The sequence below is a fragment of the Paraburkholderia sp. CI3 genome (assembly GCF_050436505.1).
Lineage (GTDB): Bacteria > Pseudomonadota > Gammaproteobacteria > Burkholderiales > Burkholderiaceae > Paraburkholderia > Paraburkholderia tuberum.
Genome location: NZ_JBNDMI010000004.1, coordinates 1289126 through 1316038, shown reverse-complemented (window position 1 = coordinate 1316038; position 26913 = coordinate 1289126). Strand labels below are relative to the sequence as shown.

At 59.8% G+C, this 26913-nt stretch carries 27 protein-coding genes; 14 read left to right on the top strand and 13 right to left on the bottom strand.

What is annotated here, in order from left to right:
• Positions 1 to 54: 54 nt before the first annotated feature.
• Together OKW29_RS27435 and OKW29_RS27430 are read left to right on the top strand one after the other, a co-directional pair.
• On the top strand, positions 55 to 282 hold the full coding sequence (locus OKW29_RS27435; RefSeq protein ID WP_429294948.1) for a DUF3311 domain-containing protein: 228 nt from the start codon (positions 55 to 57) through the stop codon (positions 280 to 282).
• A gap of 14 nt (positions 283 to 296) precedes the next feature.
• Entirely contained in the window at positions 297 to 1760 is a 1464-nt protein-coding gene (locus OKW29_RS27430; RefSeq protein WP_184068082.1) for a sodium:solute symporter family protein, read from the top strand.
• 72 nt (positions 1761 to 1832) lie between these two features.
• Here OKW29_RS27430 and OKW29_RS27425 read toward each other — a convergent pair whose 3' ends face one another.
• Together OKW29_RS27425 and OKW29_RS27420 are read right to left on the bottom strand one after the other, a co-directional pair.
• Entirely contained in the window at positions 1833 to 2879 is a 1047-nt protein-coding gene (locus OKW29_RS27425; protein ID WP_429293315.1) for a LysR family transcriptional regulator, read from the bottom strand.
• A gap of 65 nt (positions 2880 to 2944) precedes the next feature.
• Entirely contained in the window at positions 2945 to 3196 is a 252-nt protein-coding gene (locus OKW29_RS27420; RefSeq protein ID WP_184067914.1) for a hypothetical protein, read from the bottom strand.
• Between the two features lie 596 nt (positions 3197 to 3792).
• Here OKW29_RS27420 and OKW29_RS27415 point away from each other — a divergent pair.
• Together OKW29_RS27415 and OKW29_RS27410 are read left to right on the top strand one after the other, a co-directional pair.
• Positions 3793 to 4413 carry a hypothetical protein gene (locus OKW29_RS27415; protein WP_429293314.1) on the top strand — a complete coding sequence of 207 codons (621 nt, stop codon included), beginning with the start codon at positions 3793 to 3795 and terminating at the stop codon, positions 4411 to 4413.
• A 284-nt stretch (positions 4414 to 4697) separates the two neighbouring features.
• Positions 4698 to 5378 (top strand): alpha/beta fold hydrolase, encoded by a 681-nt coding sequence (locus OKW29_RS27410; RefSeq protein ID WP_429294947.1) that lies wholly within the window; start codon positions 4698 to 4700, stop codon positions 5376 to 5378.
• A 94-nt stretch (positions 5379 to 5472) separates the two neighbouring features.
• Here the strand turns inward: OKW29_RS27410 and OKW29_RS27405 are convergent, their stop codons facing one another.
• Both OKW29_RS27405 and OKW29_RS27400 read right to left on the bottom strand, forming a co-directional pair.
• Entirely contained in the window at positions 5473 to 6819 is a 1347-nt protein-coding gene (locus OKW29_RS27405; protein WP_429294946.1) for an MFS transporter, read from the bottom strand.
• Between the two features lie 63 nt (positions 6820 to 6882).
• The gene (locus tag OKW29_RS27400; protein WP_429293313.1) at positions 6883 to 7530 is read right to left on the bottom strand and encodes a DsbA family oxidoreductase; all 648 of its coding nucleotides are present in this window, start codon (positions 7528 to 7530) and stop codon (positions 6883 to 6885) included.
• A 174-nt stretch (positions 7531 to 7704) separates the two neighbouring features.
• Here OKW29_RS27400 and OKW29_RS27395 point away from each other — a divergent pair, with 174 nt between their 5' ends.
• Complete coding sequence (locus OKW29_RS27395) at positions 7705 to 8442, top strand: SDR family oxidoreductase (protein ID WP_429293312.1); 738 nt, start codon at positions 7705 to 7707, stop codon at positions 8440 to 8442.
• Between the two features lie 282 nt (positions 8443 to 8724).
• Here OKW29_RS27395 and OKW29_RS27390 read toward each other — a convergent pair whose 3' ends face one another.
• The 5 genes from OKW29_RS27390 to OKW29_RS27370 all read right to left on the bottom strand — a co-directional run bounded on the left by OKW29_RS27390 (position 8725) and on the right by OKW29_RS27370 (position 12351).
• Positions 8725 to 8886, bottom strand: coding sequence for a hypothetical protein (locus OKW29_RS27390; RefSeq protein ID WP_429293311.1), 162 nt, complete (start codon positions 8884 to 8886; stop codon positions 8725 to 8727).
• Between the two features lie 79 nt (positions 8887 to 8965).
• The gene (locus OKW29_RS27385) at positions 8966 to 9292 is read right to left on the bottom strand and encodes a DUF4148 domain-containing protein (protein ID WP_429293310.1); all 327 of its coding nucleotides are present in this window, start codon (positions 9290 to 9292) and stop codon (positions 8966 to 8968) included.
• Between the two features lie 611 nt (positions 9293 to 9903).
• A complete protein-coding gene (locus OKW29_RS27380; protein WP_429293309.1) occupies positions 9904 to 10809 on the bottom strand; it encodes a LysR family transcriptional regulator in 906 nt (301 codons plus the stop codon).
• 117 nt (positions 10810 to 10926) lie between these two features.
• On the bottom strand, positions 10927 to 11892 hold the full coding sequence (locus OKW29_RS27375) for a LysR family transcriptional regulator (RefSeq protein ID WP_429293308.1): 966 nt from the start codon (positions 11890 to 11892) through the stop codon (positions 10927 to 10929).
• Positions 11893 to 11901: 9 nt separating this feature from the next.
• Positions 11902 to 12351 (bottom strand): hypothetical protein, encoded by a 450-nt coding sequence (locus tag OKW29_RS27370; protein ID WP_429293307.1) that lies wholly within the window; start codon positions 12349 to 12351, stop codon positions 11902 to 11904.
• A 279-nt stretch (positions 12352 to 12630) separates the two neighbouring features.
• Here OKW29_RS27370 and OKW29_RS27365 point away from each other — a divergent pair, with 279 nt between their 5' ends.
• The 3 genes from OKW29_RS27365 to OKW29_RS27355 are packed head-to-tail and all read left to right on the top strand — an operon-like array spanning position 12631 to position 15367.
• Positions 12631 to 13608, top strand: a complete 978-nt coding sequence (locus OKW29_RS27365) for an aldo/keto reductase (RefSeq protein ID WP_429293306.1) — start codon at positions 12631 to 12633, stop codon at positions 13606 to 13608.
• Between the two features lie 25 nt (positions 13609 to 13633).
• Entirely contained in the window at positions 13634 to 14341 is a 708-nt protein-coding gene (locus OKW29_RS27360) for an HD domain-containing protein (protein ID WP_429293305.1), read from the top strand.
• A gap of 12 nt (positions 14342 to 14353) precedes the next feature.
• Positions 14354 to 15367 carry an XdhC family protein gene (locus OKW29_RS27355; protein ID WP_429293304.1) on the top strand — a complete coding sequence of 338 codons (1014 nt, stop codon included), beginning with the start codon at positions 14354 to 14356 and terminating at the stop codon, positions 15365 to 15367.
• A gap of 4 nt (positions 15368 to 15371) precedes the next feature.
• Here OKW29_RS27355 and OKW29_RS27350 read toward each other — a convergent pair whose 3' ends face one another.
• The gene (locus tag OKW29_RS27350; protein WP_429293303.1) at positions 15372 to 16961 is read right to left on the bottom strand and encodes an ATP-binding protein; all 1590 of its coding nucleotides are present in this window, start codon (positions 16959 to 16961) and stop codon (positions 15372 to 15374) included.
• A gap of 134 nt (positions 16962 to 17095) precedes the next feature.
• Entirely contained in the window at positions 17096 to 18016 is a 921-nt protein-coding gene (locus tag OKW29_RS27345) for a helix-turn-helix domain-containing protein (RefSeq protein ID WP_429293302.1), read from the bottom strand.
• A gap of 322 nt (positions 18017 to 18338) precedes the next feature.
• Here OKW29_RS27345 and OKW29_RS27340 point away from each other — a divergent pair, with 322 nt between their 5' ends.
• Together OKW29_RS27340 and OKW29_RS27335 are read left to right on the top strand one after the other, a co-directional pair.
• The gene (locus tag OKW29_RS27340; RefSeq protein WP_429293301.1) at positions 18339 to 18911 is read left to right on the top strand and encodes an NAD(P)H-dependent oxidoreductase; all 573 of its coding nucleotides are present in this window, start codon (positions 18339 to 18341) and stop codon (positions 18909 to 18911) included.
• A 254-nt stretch (positions 18912 to 19165) separates the two neighbouring features.
• Positions 19166 to 20152, top strand: coding sequence for a zinc-dependent alcohol dehydrogenase family protein (locus OKW29_RS27335; RefSeq protein ID WP_429293300.1), 987 nt, complete (start codon positions 19166 to 19168; stop codon positions 20150 to 20152).
• Positions 20153 to 20207: 55 nt separating this feature from the next.
• On the opposite strand, the gene OKW29_RS27330 is transcribed toward OKW29_RS27335, so the two are convergent.
• Together OKW29_RS27330 and OKW29_RS27325 are read right to left on the bottom strand one after the other, a co-directional pair.
• A complete protein-coding gene (locus OKW29_RS27330) occupies positions 20208 to 21077 on the bottom strand; it encodes a LysR family transcriptional regulator (RefSeq protein WP_184067961.1) in 870 nt (289 codons plus the stop codon).
• A gap of 574 nt (positions 21078 to 21651) precedes the next feature.
• The gene (locus OKW29_RS27325; RefSeq protein ID WP_184067964.1) at positions 21652 to 22647 is read right to left on the bottom strand and encodes a succinylglutamate desuccinylase/aspartoacylase family protein; all 996 of its coding nucleotides are present in this window, start codon (positions 22645 to 22647) and stop codon (positions 21652 to 21654) included.
• 332 nt (positions 22648 to 22979) lie between these two features.
• On the opposite strand from OKW29_RS27325, the gene OKW29_RS27320 reads away from it, so the two are divergent.
• Genes OKW29_RS27320 through OKW29_RS27305 form a run of 4 tightly spaced genes read left to right on the top strand, consistent with a single transcriptional unit; the run spans position 22980 to position 26464 of the window.
• Complete coding sequence (locus OKW29_RS27320) at positions 22980 to 23783, top strand: ABC transporter substrate-binding protein (RefSeq protein WP_409340032.1); 804 nt, start codon at positions 22980 to 22982, stop codon at positions 23781 to 23783.
• Between the two features lie 7 nt (positions 23784 to 23790).
• Complete coding sequence (locus OKW29_RS27315; protein ID WP_429293299.1) at positions 23791 to 24549, top strand: helix-turn-helix transcriptional regulator; 759 nt, start codon at positions 23791 to 23793, stop codon at positions 24547 to 24549.
• The gene (locus OKW29_RS27310) at positions 24546 to 25517 is read left to right on the top strand and encodes a threonine/serine dehydratase (protein ID WP_184067972.1); all 972 of its coding nucleotides are present in this window, start codon (positions 24546 to 24548) and stop codon (positions 25515 to 25517) included. The genes OKW29_RS27315 and OKW29_RS27310 overlap by 4 nt, the downstream gene beginning before the upstream one ends.
• Positions 25514 to 26464 carry an ornithine cyclodeaminase family protein gene (locus OKW29_RS27305; protein WP_429293298.1) on the top strand — a complete coding sequence of 317 codons (951 nt, stop codon included), beginning with the start codon at positions 25514 to 25516 and terminating at the stop codon, positions 26462 to 26464. Before OKW29_RS27310 ends, OKW29_RS27305 begins: the two co-directional genes overlap by 4 nt.
• Positions 26465 to 26913: the final 449 nt, after the last annotated feature.

Below are 26913 nucleotides of genomic sequence, written 5' to 3'. Positions count from 1 at the left end.
AAGCAGCCGCGATTCCACGCGGTCAGTGTTCTTCGTGACGCTTGCCCGATATTCATGACTTTACGCCGGCGCCCTCATCGGGCCATGCTAGTGCTTCCGTTCGTTTTTCACGCGGGCCTCATGCCACTTGCAAATGCAAGTACGCTAGAGCCATTCGGCATTCCTTTCCCCTTGTTCTGGCAAATGCTGGCGACGCTGCTCAGCGGCGGCGTGCTCGGGCTCGTCTACGCGATCGACTGCCGAGTCGATGCGCGCGAGAGAGGCGAAGGAGTGGTGCATTGAGCCCGCGTGAGACCATGGCCGCGGTGATCGCGGCGGTCGTCGCGCTGACTCTCGTCGCTGCGACGATTTATGGGCGTGACCATCGTGCCACCAGTTTCACCGATTGGGCGGTCGGTAGCCGGATGATCGGGCCGGTGCTGTTCTGGTTCATGAACGCCGGCGAGATGTACACCACCTTTGCAGTACTCGGAGTTTCGGGTATGGCATGGGCATCCGGGGCGCCCGCGTACATCGCCTTCAGTTCCGTGTCGGTGAGCTATGCGCTTGCGTACCTGCTTGGGCCGGGTATTTGGTCAGCGGGGCGTCGCGCGGGTCTCGTTACTCAGGCGGACTTCTTCTCGTCGCGCTATCGTGCGCCATGGCTCGGCGGCGTGGTCGCGGGTGTCGGGATCGTCGGCATCGTCATCTATATCCAGATCCAACTGGTTGCGCTGAGCCTTGTTGTCGACATCGCGTTCGGCTCACGCGTGCCGCGCGACGTGGCAATGATCGGCGCGGCCGCACTGATGGTGCTGTTCGGGGTGTTCCACGGGCTGCGTCCTGCCGCAGTTGCTGCGGCAATCAAAGATGTATTGATGCTGGCCGTCGTAGTGATGTTATGCGTGCCGCTGGCTCGCAACGTAGGGGCACACTCGCTTGCCGACGTGTTCGCGCTGGCTCGAGAACGGGCTCCGGGCATCACGGTATTGCCGGGGCGCGAACCGGGTGCATCGACTACGTCATGGTGGTTCATGACGGCAGCGCTGGAAATCGGTCTTGCGAACTGGATGTTCCCGCATTTGTTCCAGATGTTCTATGCGGTTCGCGATCCGCAACTGATCCGGCGCAATGCCGCGTTACAGCCTGTTTATGCACTCGCGTATTTCTTCATCATTATGTTAGGTCTCGGCGCACTCGTCGCCGGTACGACGCCCGCTGGCGGGGATCTCAATGCGGCGCTCCCGCAATTTATCGTCGCTCGATATCCGCCGTGGCTGGCCGGCCTGTTCACCGCCACCTGCATTCTGCTAGCGCTGGTCCCCGGCACCTTGTTGCTGCTCGCGGCGGGTTCGATCTTCACGCGCAATATCGCAGCACGTTGGACAACCGGGGAGTCGTCCCGCGCGGCCTTACGTGTCTCGCGTCTTGCGATGGTGGTCATTGCCGCGCTGGCGGCGTGGCTGTCATTGCGACAGCGCGATTCGCTATTCGAGGTCCTGCTGGAGGCGTATTCGGCGATCGGTATGCTTGCTCCCGGTGTATATCTGGGCCTTGCGTGGCGGCGAACGCAGGCTGTGGCCGTACTGGCGGGGCTGCTTACAGGGCTGTTTATTCTGCTGGCACCGGCGTCGCGCGAATGGCTGGCCGTCCATATGCCGCAGTGCGTGCCGGGCCTCGTGGCCATGCTTGTCAATGCCTTGGTCGTGATTGGGCTCAGCTTTGCGATTACTCTGCGAGCACCTGAACTGTGTGCAAACGCACAACGTGTTGGACGATGACGCGCAGCTTGCACGGTGAGTAGTAGTTCTGGTTCAACCTCGCGCTCCGCGAACATCCCCGAGCCGGAGTAGTTACGCCGCGCTGGCTTGGCCCAATGCGCTGCGTTCCATTAACGATGTGGACATGCCTGCCCACACCTGTTCGAGGGAGCGCGGCGCGTGATTGCCGAACTCGCTGCGCAGTTTGCGCGGCGCCGGCCCGGCGGAGATACGGCCGAACGCCAGCGGGTCTCGCACAAGCTCGGTTACCCATCTATTGAACGCCCGCACCCGTGGACTGGCCTGTTGCGCTGCCGTCGAGACCAGGTATAGCGGTTGGGGCGCCGGGCGCCAGGCGTCGAGAAGCGGTACGAGGCCTCCAGCGGCGAAATGGTCGCGTGCGGCCACCTCGTGCAATTGCACGATGCCAAGGCCGGCCAGGCCAGCAGCTAGCTGGACATCGCTGTCGCTGACCATCAGACGACAATCGCACGGTACTCGGACCGATTCACCGTCTTGGTCGAGCAGCAGCCCTTGGCCTTCGAGGCGCTCATGCGGGGCGCAGCGGACGACGATATGTCCGTCACGCAAATCCGACGGCTTGTGTGGCATGCCGAAGTGGTCAATGTATTGAGGAGCCGCGCATGTGACCAGCGCGAGTTCGCCGATCTGATCCACGGCCACTTCGCTGCTGGTTGGTGCTACGGACGTGACTGCGCACTGCATCTCCCCGTTTTCGACGTCGAATGGGCGTTCTCCGATGCTCATCTCGAGTTGGATGTCGGGGAAAAGTGATTGAAAACTGGACAGCGCCGGCACGAGCAAAAGACGTGCGACGACCGGCGCGACGCCGATCTGCAAGCGTCCGGCGGGGACATTGCGTTCGCCCTTCAACGAGCGCTCCACCTCATACAGATCCTGTACGATCCGGGTCGCTTGAGCGTAGTACTCGCGGCCCTCCGGGGTCACGGCGACCTTGCGCGTCGTCCGCAGAATCAGCCGCATCCGCAGATGATCCTCGAGATTCTGAATGGTCTTCGTCACGCTCGACGTGGAGAGCTCTAGCGCACCGGCAGCCTTTGAAAACGACGCTTCCTCGACCACCTTGCCGAACACCTTGATCGCATGCAATAGATCCACGGGTGACTCCTTATTCTTTGGACGCGCGCGTTTTACGCCGACGTCGGTAATTGGATGGCCGTCTATCAGCCGTTTGCAGCGATCGCGATCAGTGCGCGTGATGTCGCGTAAGACAGTCTTGCCGCCCGATCGAACGAGCGGTCGGCGGCAATCTCGCGGCCGTCGAGCTTGACCGCCCAATTGCCGTTGACGCAGAGGCACTCGATGCGGCGGTCTTCCATCATGTCGGAGTACCAGCGCCACACTGCGGCATCATCGCTGTTGGCGCGGACGCAAGCTTTCAGGCGTTCAGAATCCAAGGCGGTTCCAGATTGCATTCAAGTTCTCCAATCGGTGTGGCTGTGCGGAAGATGCACTGCTACTGCACAAATCCGACAACTTGCTCGAGCCACTTGCTTGGCTGGACTAGCATTTCGGGACGCAAAGCCGATCGATCGATGGACACTCGATCTGCCCTCACTACTATGCTGTGTGCAGTGAGCCGAAATATATGTGCAGCAGGACTGCACGTCAAATGAAATTTCAAAAACGTTGTGAAAACTGTGAAATTTCGCGACGAAAACCAAGCTGGCAAAGGTTGTCGTGAAATTTATGAATGTGGATACGCAGCCTGTTTAGGCGATGGCGGGGGCACTTGACTAAACACATGTGCAGCGTAACTGTCGTCGCTCTGGGCGGGTACTACGTTTGAATGATGCACGGTGCGGATCATCAAGATTGTTGGTGGTGAGGATTCGTGGCGAAGTGCGGAGAGGCGTTGATGTTGAAGTGTGTTCACTTTCACTGCACGCAGGTGTTGCGTGAAAATGGTCAGGAAACTTCGTCTCGCGCATGCCTGGGTCATCGCGACGAGTGCCAAAGCCAGGGAAGCAGCGACTCCCCGACATCGGACACTTCACGGAAATTCACGAAATTGCACCGCGTCACGCCTTTGGTTCTGGCTCAATACAGGAAAGTACTCCCGCTGACAACCTTGCCATTTATGACGGACGCCATACCCTCTCCCACGCCAGTTACCGGTAATTCGCCTTCTCTGCTGTCCCGACAGATTCACGACGACTTCCTGGTTCCGATAAGGTTGCTGTTCAACAACCGGCAGTATGTCGCGAGCCTCAGGTTGCTGTTCCAGATGGTCGACGCGGTGATTTACCTGGACGGGGACGATGACGATGTGTATCCAGACGCCGACGCAGTCAGCGGTTGGTTGACGGTGTACGTCGATCTTGCGTCGCTATACGTGAGTGCCAACGATCTGATTGTACTGCGCGACTCGCTGCGACCTGGATTCGCGGCGCTTCCTGCCAACGGCGGCCGAATCCGCTTGATCCTTCCATCTGCGTTGCAAGGTTATCGCCAGTACCAGAACCGCGACGAAGACCGGGTATGGCTCGAACCGGAGGCGCTCATCCGTGCGTTCTCGACGGCGCTCGGGGAATGGCTTGCCCACACGCGCCGCTCGTCGACGAAGCTCAACTCCGTCGAACTCCGCTATCGCTCGATTATTGCGGACTCGACGCTGAGTGCGTCTTCCTGAACGCATTCGGTCTCCCCACACAAATTCACAGCAATTCATTCGCGGCTCGAATCGTGTGTCACCACAATGGGCCGTGCTGCCCGGCTTCCCGTCGATCGTGTCGTGAGACCATTCCTTCGAGATGAACCGGTCGTGCAGCATTTTTTATAACTATGTGGGGCACATCCATGAATTCTCTTTTCTTGCGCAAATCGGCCACGTGTGTCGCAGCCGCGTTGCTGCCGTTTTTTCTTCAGATTTCGCCTGCGCGCGCCGCAGGATCCGGCGACTCCGTTGCCGAGGCAATGTCTGCAAAGCCGTCGATCGTACTCGTGCATGGAGCGTTCGCGGATGGCTCCAGTTGGGACAAGATCGTCCCGATCCTGCAGCAAAAAGGCTACACAGTGGTCGCGGTGCAGAATCCGTTGTCGTCGCTCGCCGAGGACGTTGCTGCGACGAAACGCGTCATTGATGCGCAGCCCGGTCAAGTCGTCCTTGTCGGCCATTCGTGGGCCGGTGTCGTCATCACGGAGGCGGGCAACAACGACAAGGTAAAGTCACTGGTCTATGTAGCAGCCTTCGCTCCCGCTGAAGGTGAGTCCATCGCCGACATGACCAAAGACGCTCCGCCGCCGCCATATGCGAAGAGTCTCGTGCCCGACGAAGGCGGTTTCCTTACCTTGACGCCTGCCGCCGTGGCAACGTACTTTGCTCAGGACCTTTCGCCGGCTACCGCGCGAACGCTCGCCGCGACGCAGGGCTCATGGCAGAGTCACTGCTTGCAGGACAAGGTCACGACAGCAGCATGGAAGACCCGGCCGTCGTGGGCGGTGGTAGCGCGCAACGACCGCATGATTCCGGCAACGTTCGAACGGGCAATGGCGCAAAAGATCGGTGCTCACGTCACTGAGGTCGACAGCAGCCACGTCGCGATGCTCGCGAAGCCGGACGCAGTCGCAGCGGTCATTGAAGAGGCCAGCCGCTAAATAGTCGATACCTGTAGGATCCTCGTTTCGCTTCACGGCGCGGAAGGCGGCCGCTCAGCGTCCGCCGAACTGCCGCTTTATCTGATGTGGGCATCTAATGTTTCATGCTCACCTTGCCGCCCATCACCCGAAGCGCGCTAGCCACGCAGCCTACCGCAGCGAAACCGGCTCCCCACGCAAGCGCCAGGACCGGCCCGTGATGTCCAGCAATGCCGAAACTCAAGGCAACCAGAGCGGCGCCGGTCGCCTGACCCAGTAAGCGTGCGGTGCCGATCACACCGCTCGCACCGCCACTACGCTCAGGCGGCGCGCTTGCCATAAATGCTTTCAGATTAGGCGACTGGAAAAATCCAAAGCCAAGGCCGCACAGCGCCATACGAAGGGAGATGTCGAGCACGCCCGGATGGGCCGGCATCAACGCCAACAATGTCATGCCGATACACAGCAGGCCGAGCCCGATGCCGCCAAGCCCACCCGGCGAATAGCGGTCCGACAGGCGCCCGGCAATGGGTGCGATTGCTGCCACCATCACTGGCCATGGCGTCATCAGGAATCCTGTTTCGACCTGGCTGCGTGAAAGCACATTCTCGAAGAAGAACGGCAATGACACGAATGCCAGACCCTGCGCGGCAAAAGCGCAGATCGCGGTGAGTGTCGAAAGCGCGAACATCGGCCGGCGAAACAGGTCGATCGGCAGCATCGGCGCCCGATGCCCGGCCTCGCGGCGAATCAGCAGGACACCGGCGGCGAGCGTTACGCCGAGCGATATGACGACGGTTTGCCAGCTCGCCCGCTGCGCCGCGTGGCCCAGCGCGAAGATCAATGCCGCAAAGGCCACTGCGTTGAGCAATGCGGCGAGCGGGTCGAAGAGCGCGTCGCGCTTTGGTGTAGCGGGGAGGTTCGGCAAGCCGAAGGCGAGCGCGAGCAGCCCGAGTGGAATATTGATCGCGAACAGCCAGGGCCACGATGCGATTGCTAGTAGCAGCGACGCCACGGTTGGACCCACTGCGAAGGACACACCCACTACCAGCGCGTTGAGCCCGACACCGCGGCCCAACCGATGGGCGGGATAAAGAAAACGGATCAGCGCGACGTTCACACTCATCACGGCGGCGGCACCGACGCCTTGCAGCACGCGCGCCGCTGTTAACGCATTCAGTGACGGCGCGAGCGCGCATAGCAGCGACGCGATCAAAAAGATTGACACCCCGCCGATGAACACGCGCTTGTGGCCGACGCGCTCGCCTAACGATGCAAACGGCAGCAGAGTCGCCACCATCGAAAGTTGATAGGCATTGATGATCCACACCGAGGCTGAGGGAGTGGTGTGCAGGTCCGCGGCGATCTGCGGCAGTGCCGTGTTCGCGATAGCCGTGTCGAGACTCGCGAGCGCGACAGCGAGCAGAACGGCACCCATTGCCTTGCGGCTGTCAGAAGACATCGGTTCGCCGACGTCTTCTGCGACCTCCTGGCGTTGCGGGTCAGAGACGGTGTTCATGACGTGTCACTCCTTTGCGAGGGTTTGACGGATCGCCTGCTCGAACACGTCGACGGGTTGCCCACCCGATACAAGGTGTTGCTCGTTGAAAATGATTGACGGCACAGACCGGATACCCATATTCACATACCGCTCTTCCAGTCCTCGCACGTCGGCCGCATATTCGCCGCTGCTCAGCATCTCGCGGGCGCGGGCAATGTCGAGGCCGGCGCGTCCGGCCGCTTCGACCAGTACATCGTGATCGCTAGAATTTTTACCTTCCACGAAATACGCTTGAAACAGGGCTTTTTTCACGGCGCGCTGATGACCTTCAAGTTTCGCCCAATGCAGCAGGCGGTGTGCGTCGAAGGTGTTGTACACGTGTGTGCGCAGGTCCATGCGAATGGCGAAGCCCGCTGCGTTCGCTCGGGCCGTGATCATCGCGTGATTCTGGCGGATCTGTTCATCTGTGCTGCCGTACTTGCCGACCATGTAGTCCTTCACCGGTTGGCCTTCAGGCCACATGTAGGGATTCAGTTCGAATGGGCGGAATAGCAGGTCGACTTCGACTTCGTCGCCCACACGCTCAATCGCCTGTTCGAGTGCGGTCAGACCGATGGCGCACCACGGGCACGCAACGTCTGAAACAAAATCGATCTTGAGAAGTTTTGCCATGACGGTCATCCATTTCGTAGCGAGTGAACTGATTATCGACGTCGCCCCCGGCGCTTCCCAATTAGAACGGCGAGATCGCGCCATAACCAGCGCTTATCACATTGCGTTTGCCTTCAAATTGGCCGCCAGGCCGAGCTCGGACCACAATTAAGTCTCCTTCTTTCGGAGAACGTCATGCCTAATATTCAGGACAAGGTTGTTGCGATCACCGGTGCGAGCAGCGGGATCGGCGAAGCGATTGCACGGCATCTGGCGGCGCTGAGCGCCAAGGTGGTGCTCGGCGCGCGCCGCACCGAGCGGCTTGACGCCCTCGCGGGGCAGATCCGCGCCGAGGGCGGCGAAGCTGTCTATCAAGCGCTCGATGTGACCGATCGCGACAGCGTCGCCTCGTTCATTTCTTTCGCCCAACGTCAATTCGGCCAGCTGGACGTGCTGCTTAACAACGCAGGATTGATGCCGTTATCCCGTCTCGACCAGTTGAAGGTCGACGAGTGGGAGCGGATGATCGATGTGAATATCAAGGGCGTGCTGTACGGAATCGCTGCCGCACTGCCCGTCTTCCAGAAACAGGGCAGTGGCCACTTCATCAATCTGGCATCAGTGGCGGGACATAACGTTCGCCCCAACGTATCGGTCTATTCGGGCACCAAGTTCGCGGTATGGGCGATATCTGAGGGGCTGCGCCAGGAAGTCGGTGAAAAGATTCGTGTCACGATCGTGTCGCCAGGCGCCGTCGAGTCTGAACTTGCCGAGACCATCTCGGACGATCAGTTACGTAAGCAGATGAACGATTATCGCAAGATGGCGATTCCAGCTGCATCGATAGCGCGCGCTGTGGCTTTCGCGATCAGTGAGCCGGCCGAAGTCGACGTCAACGAAATCATTGTTCGGCCTACCGCCCAGTTGCCTTGAGTGGCGCGGGAAGTCCAAGCATGGTCGGGGCTAGCGCGTCGAATTGTATTATCGAAGGTTCGGCGCGCTGATCACCACCTCGCTGACGTGTGGAACGGCGTCGCGATCCGACCTTCTCATTGAACATGTGGTGACATATCGCGAGGCGCGGGAAGCGGCTCATGCGAATTCTGCGTTGGGTGAGTTGGCTGAAGACCGATGGTGCGGGCATTGTGTAAGGCGCGTAGTGTCGACCCCGCCGTTGAGCGCATTCGCGCGCTCTAGATATTGAAGCGGCGCGCGTTACCGGGCCAGGACGTTAAGCAGATTCCTGCCGCCGCGGAAGGCGAGGATCAGTGCGATCTTGCCGAGATTGAAGTCCGAAGAAATCATCAGCCAGCTCAGCGATGCGAGCGGGATAAAGAACTCCGGTCGCTGCAATTGACGTTCGATTATTGCTTTCATGGTGAGGCCTTTTCGGACGGAGGCGGCACGCGTTCGATGAGAGGATTATCGGCTCGCGTGCCTGTGTCGATGATCGCAATCAGCTGTGCAGATAGAGATCGCTGTTGTTGCCGATGCTTCGGCTGGTGGCGGGGCGGGCAAGTTTGGCCTTCAGCGCATGAACGCGTTCGGCGAATGTGCGATGCTCGCCGGGTGCTTTTTCCCTGGCACGCGGCGTAGCGGCAGGTGCGTTTACGAAACCTGCGGGGTACTGCGCGTCCGCCGTGTTGAAAGAACCTGCGGCGCGAGCTTGCGCCAGTTCAGCGCGTACTTCTGCCCGCGAAACCGTGAGCGATTCGTCAGCAAATGCGGAAGATGCTGCGACCGCACCGATGGCGAAAGCGAGAGTGGCAATAGCGTTCTTCATGTTCAGCTCCTTGGTTGGTGAGGACAACGTTGTGCTGTCCGTGAGATGAACTATAAGGAATGCGGTCCTGGCGGGCCAATTCGTTCGGGTCGGGTTGACGATAAACGTTGCTAATGAAGTTGAAGCGGCTAAGCGCAGCAGACATGTGTAGTAGTGTTGTGCAGCCGACACGACAGGGGGAATGCTCGAGCGCTTTAACGGCCCAAACGAACGTGAGCGTGCGTAGCTCGATGCGGGCTTTGTCGAGGCACGCATCCAGTCACTAGTCCAACTGTATGCATCTGTGTGCCGGAGGCGCCGTTCGACGCTCTCATGCGCGATGGTGTGCGCGTCGCTGAGAACTTGAAGGCGTAGTCGCCCGAGGCGTGTGTATTGATCAAGGAGGAATCCGGAGAACCGGTGCTGCATGTGAAGCACGGTGAGCCGCACATGCTGATGCCGCGCTTGCTTACCACTGTGCGGAAACCCTGAGCGGGCGTCGAAGGCCAGCAGTAGCCCTTTCGCACTATTCGGGCAAGCTGAAAGGGCGCAGTTGTACGGAGGGCACGGAGCCAGCATCCAGGAAACGATCTTGTATAAACCAGCCGAAGGTAGCGTTTTGCAGTCAGGCTTCAATTCGCGAGCCTTCCCGCTTGCAGAGCCGGTTTCTGCTGAAATAGCTCCGCAACCCACTCGATAAATACCCGGACTTTCAGCGGCAGGTGTCGGTTCGGCGAGTAGAGCACTGAAACCGGCATTGACGCACTCGGGTAGTCAGTGAGTATTTCGCGGAGCTCACCGCGAGTGAGGTACGGATCGAGTGCATACCGCGAGGCGTTCACGATTCCAAGGCCGGCGAGGCAACAATTGACATAGGACGTCGCGTCGTTGACAGTGATCTGGCTTTTCATCGTAACCGTGTGAAGATTGCCGTCTACCTCGAGGTCCCAACCGCGCACCCGCTGCGTGCTGCTTGAGAAGTAGTTGATTCCAACGTGCTGAGACAGATCGTCAAGCGTTTTTGGTTCTCCGCAGCGCTTCAGATACGCTGGCGACGCGCAGGTCAGCCGCGCCACGTTGCCGATGCGGCGCGCGATCAGGCCGGAGTCGCCGAGCTCGCCAACCCGGATCACGCAATGCACACCCTCCTCAACCAGATCGACAGGGCGGTCCGTGAGTCCCATTTCGACTTCGATGTCGGGATACTTCTCGAAGAACTGCGGCAGCGCTGGGATGAGCAGGCTATTGGCCATCATGGATGGCATGTTTACCTTCATCTTGCCTTTCGGGCGTTGTGTTGCCTGCGAGATCAGGGTGGCCATTTCGTCGATTTCTGCCAGTACGCCGAGCGACCTGTTGTAGTACGCGGAGCCATCGTCGGTCAGACTATTTGAGCGGGTGGTACGGTTGATCAGACGCCCGCCAAGGGCGGTTTCGAGTTGCTGAAGCGTGCGTGAAACGGAACCTGTGGGCATGCCGAGAGACTCCGCCGCACGGGTCAAGCTGCCGGCCTCGACCACACGGACGAAGACCCTCATTGCTGTTAGCTGGTCCATTCTGAAGATAGGATGAAGTTTGAGTGGCGGCCAGTGCCGTAAAGCCAGGCAATATAGGATGCTGCGGGCGCATCTAGCCAATTCGTTTTCAATGCGCTCCTAATAAGTGGCGCTGTCGGGCGCGTCGAAAATGGTCCCTATGGCGGCCGGGCCGACTTGCGGTCGCGGTGCTTCTAGCGCAGCGCCCACGACCAGTATCGACCAGTCGATCCACGCGCGCAGTCGTCGCGACATGTGACGATCGGGTTGGTACAACAACTGCACACTGATCGATGGCCACCAGTTGTCAAGCAAGGGTAGGAGTGCGCCGGTGGCTAGCTGTTGGCGTAGCAATACATAGGGCGCCTGTATCACGCCTACGCCCGCGACCGCCGCCGCGATTCGCGTTGCGTCATCGTCCATGGCCACATTGGTCGCGCCGCAAAGATTCAGACACTCGCCGTTGCGCTGGAACGTCAGCGACTGTGGGCGGCGCGGCGTGCCGGTCATTCGAAGCGCCACGCTATGTCGAACCGCAATCTCCGCAGGATGGCCCGGCAGACCCGCGTGGCCGATGTACTTCGGGCTGGCACAGCACGCCAGCGGCACTTTCCCCAGCGAACGGCTGACCAGGGAGTTTTCGGAGGGTGCGTCGTAGGTCAAGACACAGTCAGCGGAACCGTCCAGCAGTGCGCGTTCCGGCGCGTCGGTCAGCGTGAGTTCGATTGCAGGGAATCTCGTCCGGAAATCGGCCAGCACCGGCAGCAGCACTGTAGATGCCAGTGCCGCTGAGACGCCGATGCGAAGCCTGCCGCCCTCTGCAAGCCTGGCGTGCGCGAGCCTGACTGCCGATTCATCCAGCGAAGCGAGCATCGGCGTCACACCATGCGCGTACGCCCGACCGAACTCGGAGATCCGGGTTCGGCGACCGGCGCGCTCCAGCAAAGGCGCGTCGATACGGCGTTCGAGCATTTGGACCGCACGGGAGACGTGCGCTGTTGACATGTGCAATGATCGGGCGGCTGCGCTAAGCGACCCGCGCTCGACCACCGTGGAGAAGACGCGCATCGCTTCGATTGGGCTCACGGCAACTCCTTACTGAGCATCGGTAACGTCGAGCGCAAAGGCGACGACGAAACCCGTCTTAAACGCACACTCGACCAGTGACAGCAGGAAAAACGGTCGCGATACGTGGTAAACATGGGGCAGGCTCCAGACGAGACAAGCCACGCTGATGATGCACAGGAATAGAAATGCCATGCGCATTGGCGGGCGTCCGGCCAGCACGCCTAGTCCGAGACCAATTACGATGGCTTTCGACACCACAAGCGCGGCAATCCGCACTCCGTGATCGCTCTGCCCGAATTCCCATCGCGCCTCCCAACGAAATTCGATCAGACACCACAGGGAGATTGCTGCTGCCAGATAGGCCAATGCGGGATTGGCTGTGCGTCGCGAACTCGGCGTGGCGCTGCTGAGGTCGTGCAGGTACGCATCGTCAGGATTCGACGGTGCCGTGCGGTTCATCGCTGAGTCATAGTCCATTGCGACCTCTACTTGATGTGCTCGTATTTGCTTAATCGCGCAGTCAGGGCAAGTCTGGTCGACCGCTAGACGCGTTTCTAGTAAATCCTTGTAAAAAGACGTCACATCGAACGACGCGCTTCGACTTTCAGGCCGCCTGTGAACCTATCCGCCGCGCTGGGACTCACGGCATTTCACGAGGATTCACTGTGTGGAAGAGGGTGTGTCGTCCAGAATGTGCTTCAGCGATCTGGCGATACACGCTCGCAAAATGAAACCCGGCATTAATGAAGATACGAAATGGACTATGTGAAATTCGGCAGGACGGGGCTGGAAGTGTCACGCCTATGCCTTGGATGCATGACCTATGGGGTTGCCGAGCGCGGCAACCACGTGTGGACCCTCGACGAGGCAACCAGCCGCCCGCTTATCCGTCAGGCGCTCGATATGGGCATCAATTTCTTCGATACGGCAAATGTCTATTCGGATGGCACGTCGGAAGAAATTGTCGGCCGTGCGCTCAAGGAGTTTGCGACGCGCGACGAAGTGGTTATTGCCACCAAAGTGAACAACCGGATGCATCCGGGACCGAATGGCGCGGGACTGTCACGCAAGGCTATCTTCTCCGAGATCGACAACAGCTTACGCAGGCTCGGCACAGACTACGTCGACGTCTATCAGATCCATCGTTGGGATGCCACAACGCCGATCGAAGAGACGCTCGAAGCGCTCCACGATGTGGTGAAAGCCGGGAAGGCGCGCTACATCGGTGCGTCGTCGATGTTTGCCTGGCAATTGTCGAAAGCACTGTACACGTCAAGGCTGCATGGCTGGACCGAATTCGTCAGCATGCAGGACCATCTCAATCTGCTAAACCGGGAGGAGGAGCGCGAGATGCTCCCTTTGTGCGCTGACCAAGGGCTGGCCGTGATGCCGTGGAGCCCGCTTGCTCGTGGCCGTCTGACGCGGGACTGGAACGAACTGACCGAACGGGAGAGAACCGATGAAATCGGTGCGTCCCTTTACGGTCAGACAGTCGATGCCGATAGACGTGTCATTGAAGCGGTCGCCATGGTGGCGCGCGAACGCGGTGTTCCGCGTGCACAGGTCGCAATGGCGTGGGTCGCTCAAAAGCGTGAGGTGACCGTACCAATCGTCGGGGCGTCGAAGCCTCTCCATCTCGAGGATGCTGTTGCCGCCCTTTCGCTCGATCTGAGCGGCGAGGAGATTGCGCTACTCGAACGTTCCTACATTCCGCACGCTCACGTCGGCTTCTAAGCCAAGTACCTACCTGGAGAAACTCATGACCACGACCATTGCCGGCATTGCGATTCCGGACGGCCAGATGGCCCGCGCGGCGACCGAAATGGTACGCGACACGGAGACTGACCTGCTGTACAACCATTCACGGCGTGTATTCCTGTGGGGCTCACTGGCCGGAAATCGCCAAGGGCTCGCTTACGATGCCGAACTGCTATACATCGGCGCGATGTTCCATGACATGGGATTGATGCCGGCTCACAGCAGCAAAAACGATCGTTTCGAAGTGGACGGTGCGAATGCCGCGGGGGATTTCCTGCGGCAGTACGGAGCCAGCGAATACGACATCGAGCAGGTCTGGCTTTCGATCGCTTTACACACGACGCCGGGCGTGCCGGGGTATTTGAAACCTGTGGTGGCGCTGGTTACCGCGGGTGTCGAAATGGATGTGCTGGGCCTTGGGTACTCAGAATTCGCGGAACAGGATCGTGTGAATGTGGTCGCTGCGCACCCGCGCGAGCGCGACTTCAAGAACGGCATTATCGACGCGTTCGCGCAGGGCACCATCGCGAAACCTGACACCACGTTCGGCAACGTAAAGGCCGATGTGCTGGAGTTGCGCGATCCGAGCTACAAGCGGCTCAATTTCTGCAAGATTATCCTCGGCTCGCAGTGGGACGACAGCGCGACGCACGTTCATCACCCCGGTTGCGGACATCACGCATCACCGGGTGATGCGCCGGCTGTTTGAACGGGAACGCCGATGGACAGTATGGACACAGAGGTGCTGTCAAATGCCTTGCGCTGGCTTGAAAGCGGGAATCGTGTGCTGCTCGTCACGGTGGTCTCGACATGGGGTTCGTCGCCGCGCCCGGAAGGATCGATGCTCGCGATCCGGGACGACGGCAGGGCGGCCGGGTCTGTCTCGGGTGGCTGCATCGAAGATGATCTGATCGAGCGCGTAAGGCGGGAAGGCATACGTGAAGTACGCCCGCAACTGCTCTCATACGGTATAAGCGCCGACGAAGCACACCGTTTCGGGCTACCTTGCGGCGGTACCGTTCGGCTCGTGCTTGAGCCACTTCTCACCGCGGACGTCGTAGCTGGTTTCGTTGACGCCATGCAGGAGGGGCGGCTTTTTTCACGTCGGCTCGACATGGCAACGGGCGAAGTTGAGATCGTTGCAGTGGACAGCGATGAGGGATTGCGGTTCGACGGACAAACGTTCTGCACCGTGCACGGCCCTCGCTATAGGATGTTGTTGATTGGCGCGGGCGACCTTTCCCGCTACATCGCGACGATTGCGGTCGGTCTGGGCTATGACGTCACGATCTGCGACCCGCGGACCGAATACACCGACGAGTGGAACGTGCCCGACACGCGCGTAGTGCGCACGATGCCCGACGACACGGTGACGGAGATGCGTCCGGACTCGCGGACGGCGATCATCGCACTGACTCACGACCCAAAACTCGATGATCTCGCATTGATGGAGGCCCTCAAGACCCCGGCCTTTTACATTGGCGCGATAGGCTCTCGGCGTAATAGCACGGCGCGTCGCGAGCGGCTCGCACTGTTCGGCGTTTCGGCCGAGGAAATGCATGCATTGCACGGCCCTGTCGGACTCTATATCGGCAGCCGCACGCCGGCGGAGATCGCGATTTCAATTCTCGCCGAAGTGACTGCCTGCAAAAACAAGGTTCACGTCGTGCGAGCGGTCGATGTCGAAGTAGGCAAGGCTTCAGCTGCTTTGGCAATCTCCGATTGGTTAGAGTAGCTGATCATCCGGCCGGTGGACCTTGAAGGCCAGCAACGCCCGCTCCCGTGCACCGTTGCATTGCGCAGCGAGTTTCCTCCTGCGCAGGAACGGGGGCTCCCTGCTCCTGTCCATGCCTGGTCAGCCAGACTTCAAGTCTGGCTTTGGTGGAGTCCAGCTCGCTGGTTTCTACGAGCCGTGCCCGCGCGTAAGCGCGCGTCACATCAAGCAAACGGTAAGTGGGTTTTGTGCCGATGTTCTCGGCAGTCACCAGTGACTTTTCAACTAGCGCCGCAACGATGAGATAGGCGTCGTCAGCCGCGATCGATGCATCGGCTATGACGAAGGACGCGGCGTTGAGCAGAAAAGGGGCGTCGAAGATGCCAAGCCGGCGCAACGCAAGCTGTTCCTGATGGGTGAGGGCGTCGTAGCTCCAGCCGAGCAAAGCATCGAGCGTTCGATGACGCTCAAGGCCGTGAGGTCTGCCCAGCGACATCAACGTGAAACGGTCGTCGAGGAGCGCTAATGTGCCCGGAATGCCGAAGACATCGACGCGACCCGCGGCAAATTCCAGCGCGAGCGGAATACCGTCAAGACGTCGACAGATGGTAGAAACCATCGGCGCGTCGTCGTCGGTCAGTGCGTAGTCGTGCATGTTCGAGGTCAGCCTTTCGACAAACAGCTCTACTGCGGAGTAACGGCTCGCATTCCAAGCCGAGATTGGTTCCACGTGATTGGGTGGGGCAGTCAGCGGAAGGAGTCGACAGACGTGTTCTCCTTGGGCACGTAGGGTTTCTCGGCTTGTGGCGAGTACCCGCGCTTTAGGATAGGTTTGCAGAATCGCTTCGGCGAGGAGCGCCACACTGTGTGCGACGTGGTCGCAACCGTCCAAAACAACAAGCACTTCCTGGCTGCAAATGGCGGCGATCGTTCCGGAAAGTTGGTCACCCGTGGTGAAAGCGAGACCAGCCGCCTGGGTGAGCGAAGTGGAGACGTCTTCCGGTGTGCTTGCCGACGAAAGATCGAGGTAGAGCGCTCCCCCACAATAGGTGTGCTCTGCATATTCCGCGACCTGCAGAGCGATCGTCGATTTGCCGACCCCGCCATGCCCGGTGACTGTGACGAAGCGGCAAGTGTGAAGCCGTTCGCTTATGTCGCGAATGGCGTCGTCGCGGCCGATCACCCGATTGAGGCGTCGTGGAATGCCGGCCCGCTGGTTAAAGCGAATGGGTTGCAATTCTGGGACGACTGCCACTGAACCGCAAAACCGATATCCGCGCCCTGGCACAGTGGCGATCAACTCGCCAGTTACGCCGATGTCCGGACTTACGGAATCGATGACGCGCCGCAGCGCGGCAATCTGCGCACGCAGATTGCTCTCCTCAACAACAGTGCTGGGCCAGCCGCGCTTCATCAGCGTACGTTTGTCGACTAGTTCACCCGCGCGCTCGAGCAGGACAATCAGGATTTCCAGCGCACGACTACCGATCATCACTGGCCTGCCGTCGCAGGACAATACCCGACGCGACGGCGCAACGGTGAGAGACCCAAAGCGGAACAGGGCTTGTGGCTCGGTGATCATGGGCTCGGACACGTGGGATTTGGACGAAATCATCGTACCTGCGGGTTTCTTCGGTCGCTTGAACATTCCTGTGGTAACTGGAACGTTCTTATCCTTCTTGTAGGTTTCGTAAATGTTCTACTGTGGTTGCCGAAAGTGGTGACTTTTTGGTGAAAACAACCTTTTTGTCAGTGCATTGTCTTCAACTCGCGACCGTGGTGAGACCGGCGCCAGACGCTCGGCGTCACTCCATAATAGCGAGTGAACACACGAGTGAAATGGCTCTGGTCGGCAAAGCCGCACGCAAAGGCAATCTCGAGAAGCGTCATTGCGGAGCTCACCATCAGAGATCGGGCTTTCTCAAGACGTTGCGTAAGCAGCCAACGGTGCGGCGGTAATCCCGTGCTTTGCTTGAATGCCCGAGCAAAGTAGGTGGGCGTCAAACCGCACGCCTGCGCCATTTCCGATAACGAGACATTTCCGTCGAGCCTGTCCGCGATCATTTCTTTGGTCAGACGCAACTGCCAGGGTGCGAGGCCGCCGCGCACGAGCCGGTCGCTCGTATGCATGCCGCCATACTTGCCGGCGAAATGCGCCGCCAAAGCCAGGGAGAGGTGATCGAGGAAGAGTGGATTTGCCTGTTCGGGTGCCTCCAGCGCCGGCATCATCAATTGTGCAATCTGCATCCAGATTGGGTCCTCCAGCGTCACGCCGAGCGCGCAGTTCAGGTCGCGATTAAAGCTTGCGCCGTTCTGCTCCGCAAGGCTGGTCAGTCCATGTCCCGGCAGGTAGAACTGAAGGCAGTGAAAGGGCGTCCGTAGATAGGCTTGTGTGTCGACCTTGAGATCGTAGACTGCAATCTGTCCGCGATGGATGGGTTTAACCTTCGCGGACTTTCCGTCAAGCCAGAGGTCGCCGGAATAGTCGCGCAACTGCAATCCGACGACGAACGCGTCTTCCGGTGCAATCGGCGTTGTCATGCCGTGATCGGGCGCATCGCAGCGCAACTCCGTGACTGCGATAGTCGCATGGCTTAGACCACGGCTTATTAGCGTTCGCGGTTTTTGCACGCGGAAATGACTGCCAATCTGGTCGCCGTACACACCCATCTCCAACCTCCAATTCAAACAGTCAATTGTCGCGCTCGAGGCATTTGAGCACGAAAAGATGCATCCGGTCCTCCCGCATCCTGCTTCGCACACAGCAGTCTGAGACAGATTTTACCAGTAGCGGATTATTTAGAAACCTCACCGGTCTCCCGGGTGTTCCTATGCTGGGCTCCTGGCAAACTCTGGATGGGCTTCACACATGGACGTCACGATAATTCACATCGTTTTACTGGCGAGCTTAGGAGGCTCCGTCTACCTTTCAGTGTGACCAGCGCTTTAGCCGGCCGGAACGCTGTTTAAGATTTCTTTGAGGAATTGGCAAATGCGCACATTAGTGGTTCTGGCTCATCCGAACATTGAAAGCTCGCAGGTTAACGCGGTGTGGGCCGCAGAGCTTCACAAGCGGCCGGAAACAACCACCTTGCAGAACATCTATCAGGCTTATCCAGACTGGAATATCGATGTAGCGCGCGAACAGGTGTTATTGGCACGACACGACAGAATCATCTTGCAGTTTCCTGTCTACTGGTACAGCGTTCCACCGTTACTGAAAAAATGGATTGACGATGTGTTTCTGTATGGCTGGGCTTACGGTCCAGGCGGTAACAGATTAGCAGGGAAAGAGATCGGATTTGCTGTGTCGACCGGTAGTCCCGCTGACGCCTATCAGAAGAATGGCCGCCTTGGCCATACGTTGGATGAATTACTCCGGCCGCTCGAGCAAACGATTCGGTTCATAAAGGCGCGACCGTTACCAACGTTTGTGATGCACGGTGCCAATCACCCCATTCCCGAAGATGTGCTTAACAGGAATGCATTGGACTATGTGGACCATCTGCATAAGCAGCACGACTACGCCAAGGTCGGAAGCAGGAGCATTGGATCGGGAGACTGACGCGTCACTTATCCCGATTGGCCAGAACCGCGAGGTGTGCGTCGCCTCGAAGGCTGTACAGGGACACTACCACATCGATCCTGTGCGGCCTATGGTCAAAAGGTTCATCGGCAAGGGCAGCGCTCCGCACATTGGCGCCATTCATAAATGCATGGATGATATGCTATTTTGTAAATGGTCAATCTTAACTGCATAGTTCATCATTCGCTTTGTCTGCTTTTTCCCTTTACCGGTATTTGCAAGGAGCGTTCACCATGACTATGCAAGCCCTCGTTCTCACCCAGTACAACGGACCGCTCGAACTCACCGCCCTGGCGCGCCCCGAGCCATTGCCCGGCCAGGTGTTGGTGCGCATCGCGGCAGCCGGTCTGAATCCGCTCGACACAAAAATCCGCGCAGGCGGCGCCGCCCATGCAAAACATCCGCTGCCGCTGGTGCTCGGCATCGACATGGCCGGTGTGGTTGAGGCGGTGGGCGCGGGCGTGACCCGCTTTAAAGCGGGCGACGGGGTCTACGGCATGACGGGCGGCGTCGGCGGCATCCAGGGTTCGCTCGCGCAATACGCCGCAGTCGACGCGGATCTGCTCGCGCTGAAGCCCTCCAATCTGTCGATGCGCGAAGCCGCCGCGCTGCCGTTGGCATTCATCACCGCCTACATGGGGATCGTGGATCGGGCGAAGCTTCAGGCCGGTCAGACCGTGCTTGTCCAGGGCGGTGCGGGTGGCGTGGGTCACGTGTCGGTGCAACTGGCGCGGGCGCTCGGGGCGCGGGTGTTCGCCACGGCGAGTTCGCGCGATCACGACGAGCTCACGCGCCTAGACGCCACGCCGATCGATTACGCCGCGCAGAACGTCGAGCAATACGTCGCGCAGCATACGGGCGGCGCGGGTTTCGATCTGGTCGCCGACACGGTCGGCGGAGCGACGCTCGATGCATCGTTCGCGGCTGTCAAGCATTTCGGCCATGTCGTCAGCGCGCTCGGCTGGGGTACCCATGCACTCGCGCCGCTGTCGTTTCGCGAGGCGACCTACTCCGGAGTGTTCACCCTGCATGCGCTGTTGACCGGCGAGAATCGGGCGCATCACGGCGAGATGCTTGGCGAGGCGACGCGCCTCGCCGAGGCGGGTCAATTGACGCCACGGCTCGATCCACGCCGCTTCGATCTTCGCTCGGCTGAGCAAGGGTACGACGCAATCACCGATCGCAGCACGCGCGGCAAAATCGTCGTCGATATCGAGTGACGCTGGTCGCGCGGGTCGGCAACCGTGAATGATTTCAGCGGCGGCCAGATGTCAATTACGCGTTGGCGAGTTTGTCGACGACAACGTCGATCAGCGCCCGCAACCGCCCAAGCCGCCGAAGGTCGCGATGGTAGCCGAGCCAGACCTGGCGGCCCGGCGGCGTTTCGCCGAGGTCGATGCGCCGAAGGCCGGGCGTGTTGTCGCCAAGCGCGCACGGCAGGACCGCGAAGCCGCCGCTCTCGGCGCACATGCGCGCCTGGACGCCACGATTGTTGCTGGCGTACGCGACCCGCGCATTCGGCAGCATGCGGCGGATCCACGTCACATCGGGCAAGGCCTCAAAGGCGCTGTCCATCGTGATGAGCGACTGCCCTGCGCCATCGCCGGCCTGCGGCGCAACCAGGTCGACGTGCCCGTACAACGCGTAGTTCAAATCCATGATCTTTCGCTGGATGACGTCGGGTTCGTCGAACGGCGTGATGCGAAACACGAGATCCGCTTCACGGCGTGAAAGACTGTAGCGCCGCGAATCGGTGATTAACTCGATCGAGAGCTGCGGATGCCGCGAGAGAAACGCGGCGAACACAGGGGTGAGCACATGAATGCCGAACCAGTCCGAAGACGACACGCGCAGCGACCCCGTCAACTGCTGCGTGGTCCCTGCGAGCGAACGTGTGAACGCGAGCGCTTCTTCCTCCATTCGCTCCGCGAAACTCAACACAGCAGTGCCTTCGTCGGTCAGTACGAAGCCGTCGGCGGTGCGCTGGAACAGCGCCTGACCGACCGCGTTTTCGAGCGCACGCAGTCGGCGCCCCATGGTGGGCTGGGTCTGTCCCAGTTGGCGCGCGGCGGCGCCGAGTGTGCCGCAACGGGCGATCGCGAGAAACACGCGGACATCGCCCCAATCCATTGTCATTTCGTTCATAGGAATGTGTGTTCGTGCGACAGGCGGCTTATCGTACCGAAGTTCCAAGTTTGGCGTCAGGCGATGATCTGATGGTCTCGGCACGCGATGCCGATATTGCTGCTGCGCTTGCGGGCATTGCCTGATTGGGTTGTATCGGATCGCGTACAGCGACGACTTGTCTTATTTAAAAGGGTTGAGTTTTTTTGATGCAGGGTTCCGCCCCGACGAAGAACCGCAGGCGCAAGCGGACCGGACGCACCTTTGCCCGCTGCCGGCTGACTGAAAAGGCCGATCAACCGCCTGAAGGCGATGTTGCTTATGCGGACGTTGACCGGCGCAGAAGTGATATGACTTCCATGTCAATCGGGATATGTTTTGCTTTCGCTCCGTAGACACATAGACTTCCTGACGGCGTGTGCGCTGAAAGCTGTTTGCCTTTGTGCAAAACTCTTTAACGATCGAGAAACATGGGGCCATGCGAACCGGATAAGGCGCATGCTACGCTCCCCGACAGAAAGAGCGCCGCGGCAAGAAAGAGCTTCCCATAAAGATCGGTACGCAACATAAAAAAACAGGGCGCTAGGCAAGACGGTTAGCCCTCATAGTCGACCGCGATTACGGCGACCGCGTCGTCGCGATGGACCAATGCCTGTCCATTGACGCACAACAGCAGGCCACTCCGCGGGGCGTACAGTGGAACAGGCGCACGGTCCACCCGGTCGATGTAGTGATAAAACCCGACGACAGCACCCTCCTGAACGGCTTCTCCGAGCTCCAGTACGGGCTCGAACAGTGCGGTGTCATCTGCATGCAGATAGTATTCCGGCCCTGGCACGCAGACCACCCTTGAGGGCGCTACGGTTGTAGGCTGCGATTGCGCGCCACTTATATGCCCTAGATGCTGTAGAAGCTGCCGCAGGCCTTCAGATGTGAGGCGGACAGTATCCCGTGTCACCAGGGCACTTCCACCAAGCTCACTTGCTAACATTAACTTTCCCGCGCGCTCCACGACGTCGTCCAGCATGACGTCCGCATGGTCTTCCCGAAGGATGACGGTCAGTGGCGCCCCAAAGCTCCTGGCCGCGGCGAGGAAGGCCGCCGTGCGCGCCGGGTCTGCCTGTGCGTGAACGAAGGTGCAGGGATGAAACCGGAGGGTGCGTCCACCCGAATGCAGGTCGACCACGCTGTCGACACGCGGCACCAGTTCATGGCTAACGAAGTGAGCCATACGCTGCGTGACAGACCCTCGCGCGTCACCAGGAAACTCACGATTGAGATTGCCTCCGTCGATTGGGGACAGGCGCGCTCCCGCAAGCGCCGCAGGCAGGTTCAGCGACGGGATGACGAGAATCGAACCGATCAGTGTGTGCGGGTCGAGGGTGTGCGCAAGCTTTGACAATGCCACCTGACTTTCGTACTCGTCGCCGTGGCTACCGCCAATCAGGAGCGTTCTGGGTCCATCGCCACGTCTGAAATAGAAAACCGGTATTCGCAAGTTTTGCCAAGCGCTCGTGTTGGTCGAGCTTGGCAGCTCGAGGTAGGCGACTTGACGACCGTCGCGCTCCCAGTTGATGTTAAGCCGCCCCATAGAACCTCCATCCCAGTGTGGGTGATTGGCCTGCGCGCGGCGCGCTGCCTATGCCTCAAAAAAATAGACAAAAAGTCCAGATTGACGGTACGACTGACAACGAGCGGCACGGACGTATTCGCTGACGATCCCTGTAAATCCCGCCCGGCGAGTCGAACACCTCTGATCAAAGGTGTTTGACTTTTTATACACTAAAGTCTAGTCTATACCAACTGGTACAGATTCTACAACACTTGCCGGCCGCGCGATGAGCCGTCGCTTACTTCGCGCCGACTGTCCTGAGATGCGGCCGAAGCCGATACCAAAATATTTTGGGGTCCTCCACAGAAAGAGTGAGGTTGATCATGAAGCAGCAGGCATTACGTGCGATAGCCGCTTTTGCATTGTTGGCGAGCGCGTTTCCGATTCCGGCGCAGGTAAAGAATCTGGCGACTATCCGGTTCGGCGTCGAAGCCGCTTATCCCCCGTTTGAATCCAAAACGGCGCACGGGCAGCTCCAAGGTTTTGATATCGACCTTGGCAATGCGCTTTGCGCGCAGCTGAAGGCGAAATGTGTGTGGGTCGAAAATTCGTTCGACGGTCTCATCCCGGCCCTGAAAGCGCGGAAGTTCGACGCGATCGATTCCGCGATGAACATCAATGCAAAGCGCGCCGAGCAGGTGGACTTCACAGTCCCGCTCTATCTGACGCCCGCCCAGCTGGTGGCGAAGAAAGGAAGCGCGTTGCTGCCGAGTGCGGAATCGTTGGCCGGCCACAAGGTCGGGGTGCTGCAAGGCTCAATCCAGGAGCAGTACGCGATTCAGATGTGGGCGCCGAAAAATGTGGACGTGCAGTCTTACCAGACGCAGGACCTTGCGTACGACGACCTGGTGGCGGGCCGTATCGATGCCACCTTCGTCGATGCGACGGCCGCCAGTCTCGGCTTCCTGAACCAGGCGAACGGCAAGGGCTTCGCATTTGCCGGGCCCTCGGTCAATGATGCGAAAATCATCGGAACCGGTGTTGGTATTGGTGTGCGCAAGGGCGATCACGAACTGCTTGACGCGCTCAACGGCGCTTTCGCGGAACTGAAGCGCAACGGCACCTACCAACAGCTTCTGAAGAAGTATTTCACTGTGGACCTTACCGCGCGCTAGGCCGCACATGCGGCGTGCTGCGTGCGTTCCGCACCGTGCAGGCAAACACATGACCAGAGCAAACACTTCCGCCAACGGCTCCACCCATGCCTCAAAGCAGGTGAAGCCTGCCGCAAAAACTGGAGCCGGTCGGACCCGCCGCCGGCAGACTTCGCTGGGACCGTTGGCGCCGTACTGCGCGGTGGCTGACGGCATCGCGATGCTGTTTCCGCCGTACACGGAAGTCGTTCTACATGACCTCGCAACGCAGACTGTCGTGTACGTAGCGAACAACCAGTCCAAGCGCGAACTGGGAGACGACTCGGCGCTCGACGACATTGAGTTCGACGAACGGGAGACGGTCATCGGTCCCTACGAGAAGCTCGGCTGGGACGGCCGCAGGGTCCGTTCGACCAGCGTTGTGGTCCGCACCGAAGCGGGCGAGCCGATCGGTGTGATGTGTATCAACTTCCATCTCGCGGCGCTCGAACAGGCCAGGCAGGCGCTTGAGTTGCTGGTCTCGAGCGCGGTGCTTCAGCCGCAGCCGGAGAAGCTTTTTCACGACGACTGGCAGGACCGGGTGAACGTGTTTCTCAATCACTGGTTGCAGGAACGCAAGCTCACACTGTCTATGCTCACGCGCGAGCATAAGCGTGTGCTCGTCGAGGCGCTCTACGAAGAGGGTGCCTTCAAAGGAAAAAGCGCGGCGAATTATGTGGCGAAGGTGCTGTCGATGGGGCGCGCCACTGTTTTCAACCATCTGAAAGATTTGAGAGGTAACGGGTGACACACGATTTATTCCAGCGGATCGACGACGCGCATCGCGCCATTCGCCAACAGGTTGCGATTACACCGCTTTCATACAGTCCGATGCTGTCGAAGCTGACCGGTTGTGACGTGTATCTGAAGTGCGAGCATCTGCAACTGACGGGCTCGTTCAAATTTCGCGGCGCGACGAACAAGTTGCGTCTGCTCGCCGAGGCGTCCCGGCGCAATGGCGTGTTGACGGTGTCGAGCGGCAACCATGGTCAGGGTGTGGCACTCGCGGGCAAACTCGCCGGCGTCCCCGTCACGGTCTACGCTACCAGCTCCGCATCGGCGATCAAGCTCGACGCGATCCGGGCGCTTGGCGCCGAGGTCGTCACGATTGACGACACCTCCCTTGCGGTCGAGCTTGAAGCAGGCCGGCAGGCGAAGCTCAAGGGCATGACGTTCGTGTCGCCCTATAACGATATCGACGTCATCGCGGGGCAAGGCACGATCGGTATCGAGATGCACGAACAGGCGCGTGCGGCCGGCGTCGAACTGGCCGCCGTGTTCGCGTCGGTCGGCGGCGGCGGTCTGATTTCGGGCGTAGGGACAGCAATCCGGCACTTAAGCCCGCAGACGGCGGTGGTCGGTTGCTGGCCGGCCAACTCGACGGCACTGTATAGCTCGCTGAAAGCGGGAGAAATCATCGAGGTCGAAGAGTACGACACGATTTCCGACGGCACGGCGGGTGGCATCGAACCGGATTCGATTACGTTCGGCATCGGCCGGCAGGTCATTTCCGATACCGACCTCGTGACCGAAGAGGAAATCAAGGCCGCGATGAAACTGCTCGCGCAGACCGAGCGCTTCATGGTGGAAGGCGCCGCGGGCGTAGCGCTGGCGTCGCTGCTCAGGCTCGCGCCACGCTATCAAGGGCGCGCGGTAGCGGTCGTGTTGTGCGGCCGGAACATCATGCTGAACAAATTCATCGAGGCCGTGAAGTGAAAATCTGGACGAAAGACGAAATCGTGGCGCGCTTCGACATGGAACGGGCGGTACGCATGGTCGAGCAGGGCCTTATCGCCTATTCCCGCAAAACGGCCCAGGTGCCGCCGATTCAGAACTTCCGGTTCGAGTCGAGCAACGGCGAATGCTGCATCAAGTCAGCGTACGTCGACGGGGCCGCTACGTTCGCGGTGAAGGTGTCGTCCGGCTTTTACAACAACCCCGCAGCGGGATTACCCAGCAACGACGGGCTGGTCATGCTCTTCTCGGCAAAGACCGGTGCGCCTGTCGCGTTGCTGCAGGACGAAGGCTGGCTGACCTGCGTGCGCACTGCAATCGCAGGCCAACTAGTTGCACGCGCGCTCGCTCCGCGCGAGGTTCACGGGATCGGCATCATCGGCACGGGTGTGCAGGCGCGGCTACAGTTGGAATATCTGCGCGCGGTAACATCGTGCCGCGACGTGCATGTCTGGGAACCGAATGCCGAGCGGCGGCTGCGTTTTGCAGACGACATGTCGGTATTCGGGTTCTCGGTTCATGCCTACGAGTCCGCAGAAGGCGTTGCAATCAATTCAAATCTGATTGTGACCGCTACGCCATCGCGCGAGGCGTTGCTGAAATCCCAATGGGTTCAGGACGGCACCCATATCACTGCTGTTGGTGCGGATGGTCCTGGCAAACAGGAATTGGACGCCTGGATCGTCGGGCGCGCAGGCGTCATTGTGGTCGATTCGATCGCGCAATGTAGCAAGTACGGTGAGGTCTCTCACGCGTTATCCGCCGGACTGATTCAGGAGGAGCGGTTGATCGAGCTCGGAACCTTGCTTGCAAGCGGGAAACGCGGACGTGACGATTCTCAAGGCGAGCAGATTACCGTTGCGGACCTGACGGGGGTAGCCGTTCAGGACGCGCAAATTGCAGACAGCGTTGTGGGCAACGCTGTCTGAGCGATTGCGATCGATTGTTCACGCCTGGCAATGCCAGAGTCGAAGCAGTTTTTGACGTCCGCGACAACCGCGCTATCGCACAATTACAGGGCCGATACCGTTCCAGGATGACGTTCGTCGGTCAGCGCATCAACAGCGCAAGCAAGGCGCAAGGGCCATACGGGCCGGCTATTGCAAAGTGGGAATCGGCTCGGAGCGGTGCTGCGCGGCGCGTGCCACGTCAGGCTTGTCAGTATGGATGTTGACGCAACCAGTCTGCGGTGCACGACTCGACGGCGTCCGTGTTGCCTCACAGATCAAGCGACAAGAGCATGTCTGTCAGCAGTCCATCCACTTGGATGCTCGTCACCGCGCCTTGACCCAACTACTTGGCGAGACCCGCATGCGGCACCCCACATGGCCTCGACGCATACTGGACGGCCACGGGAAAAAGACTGCCCGTGGGAACT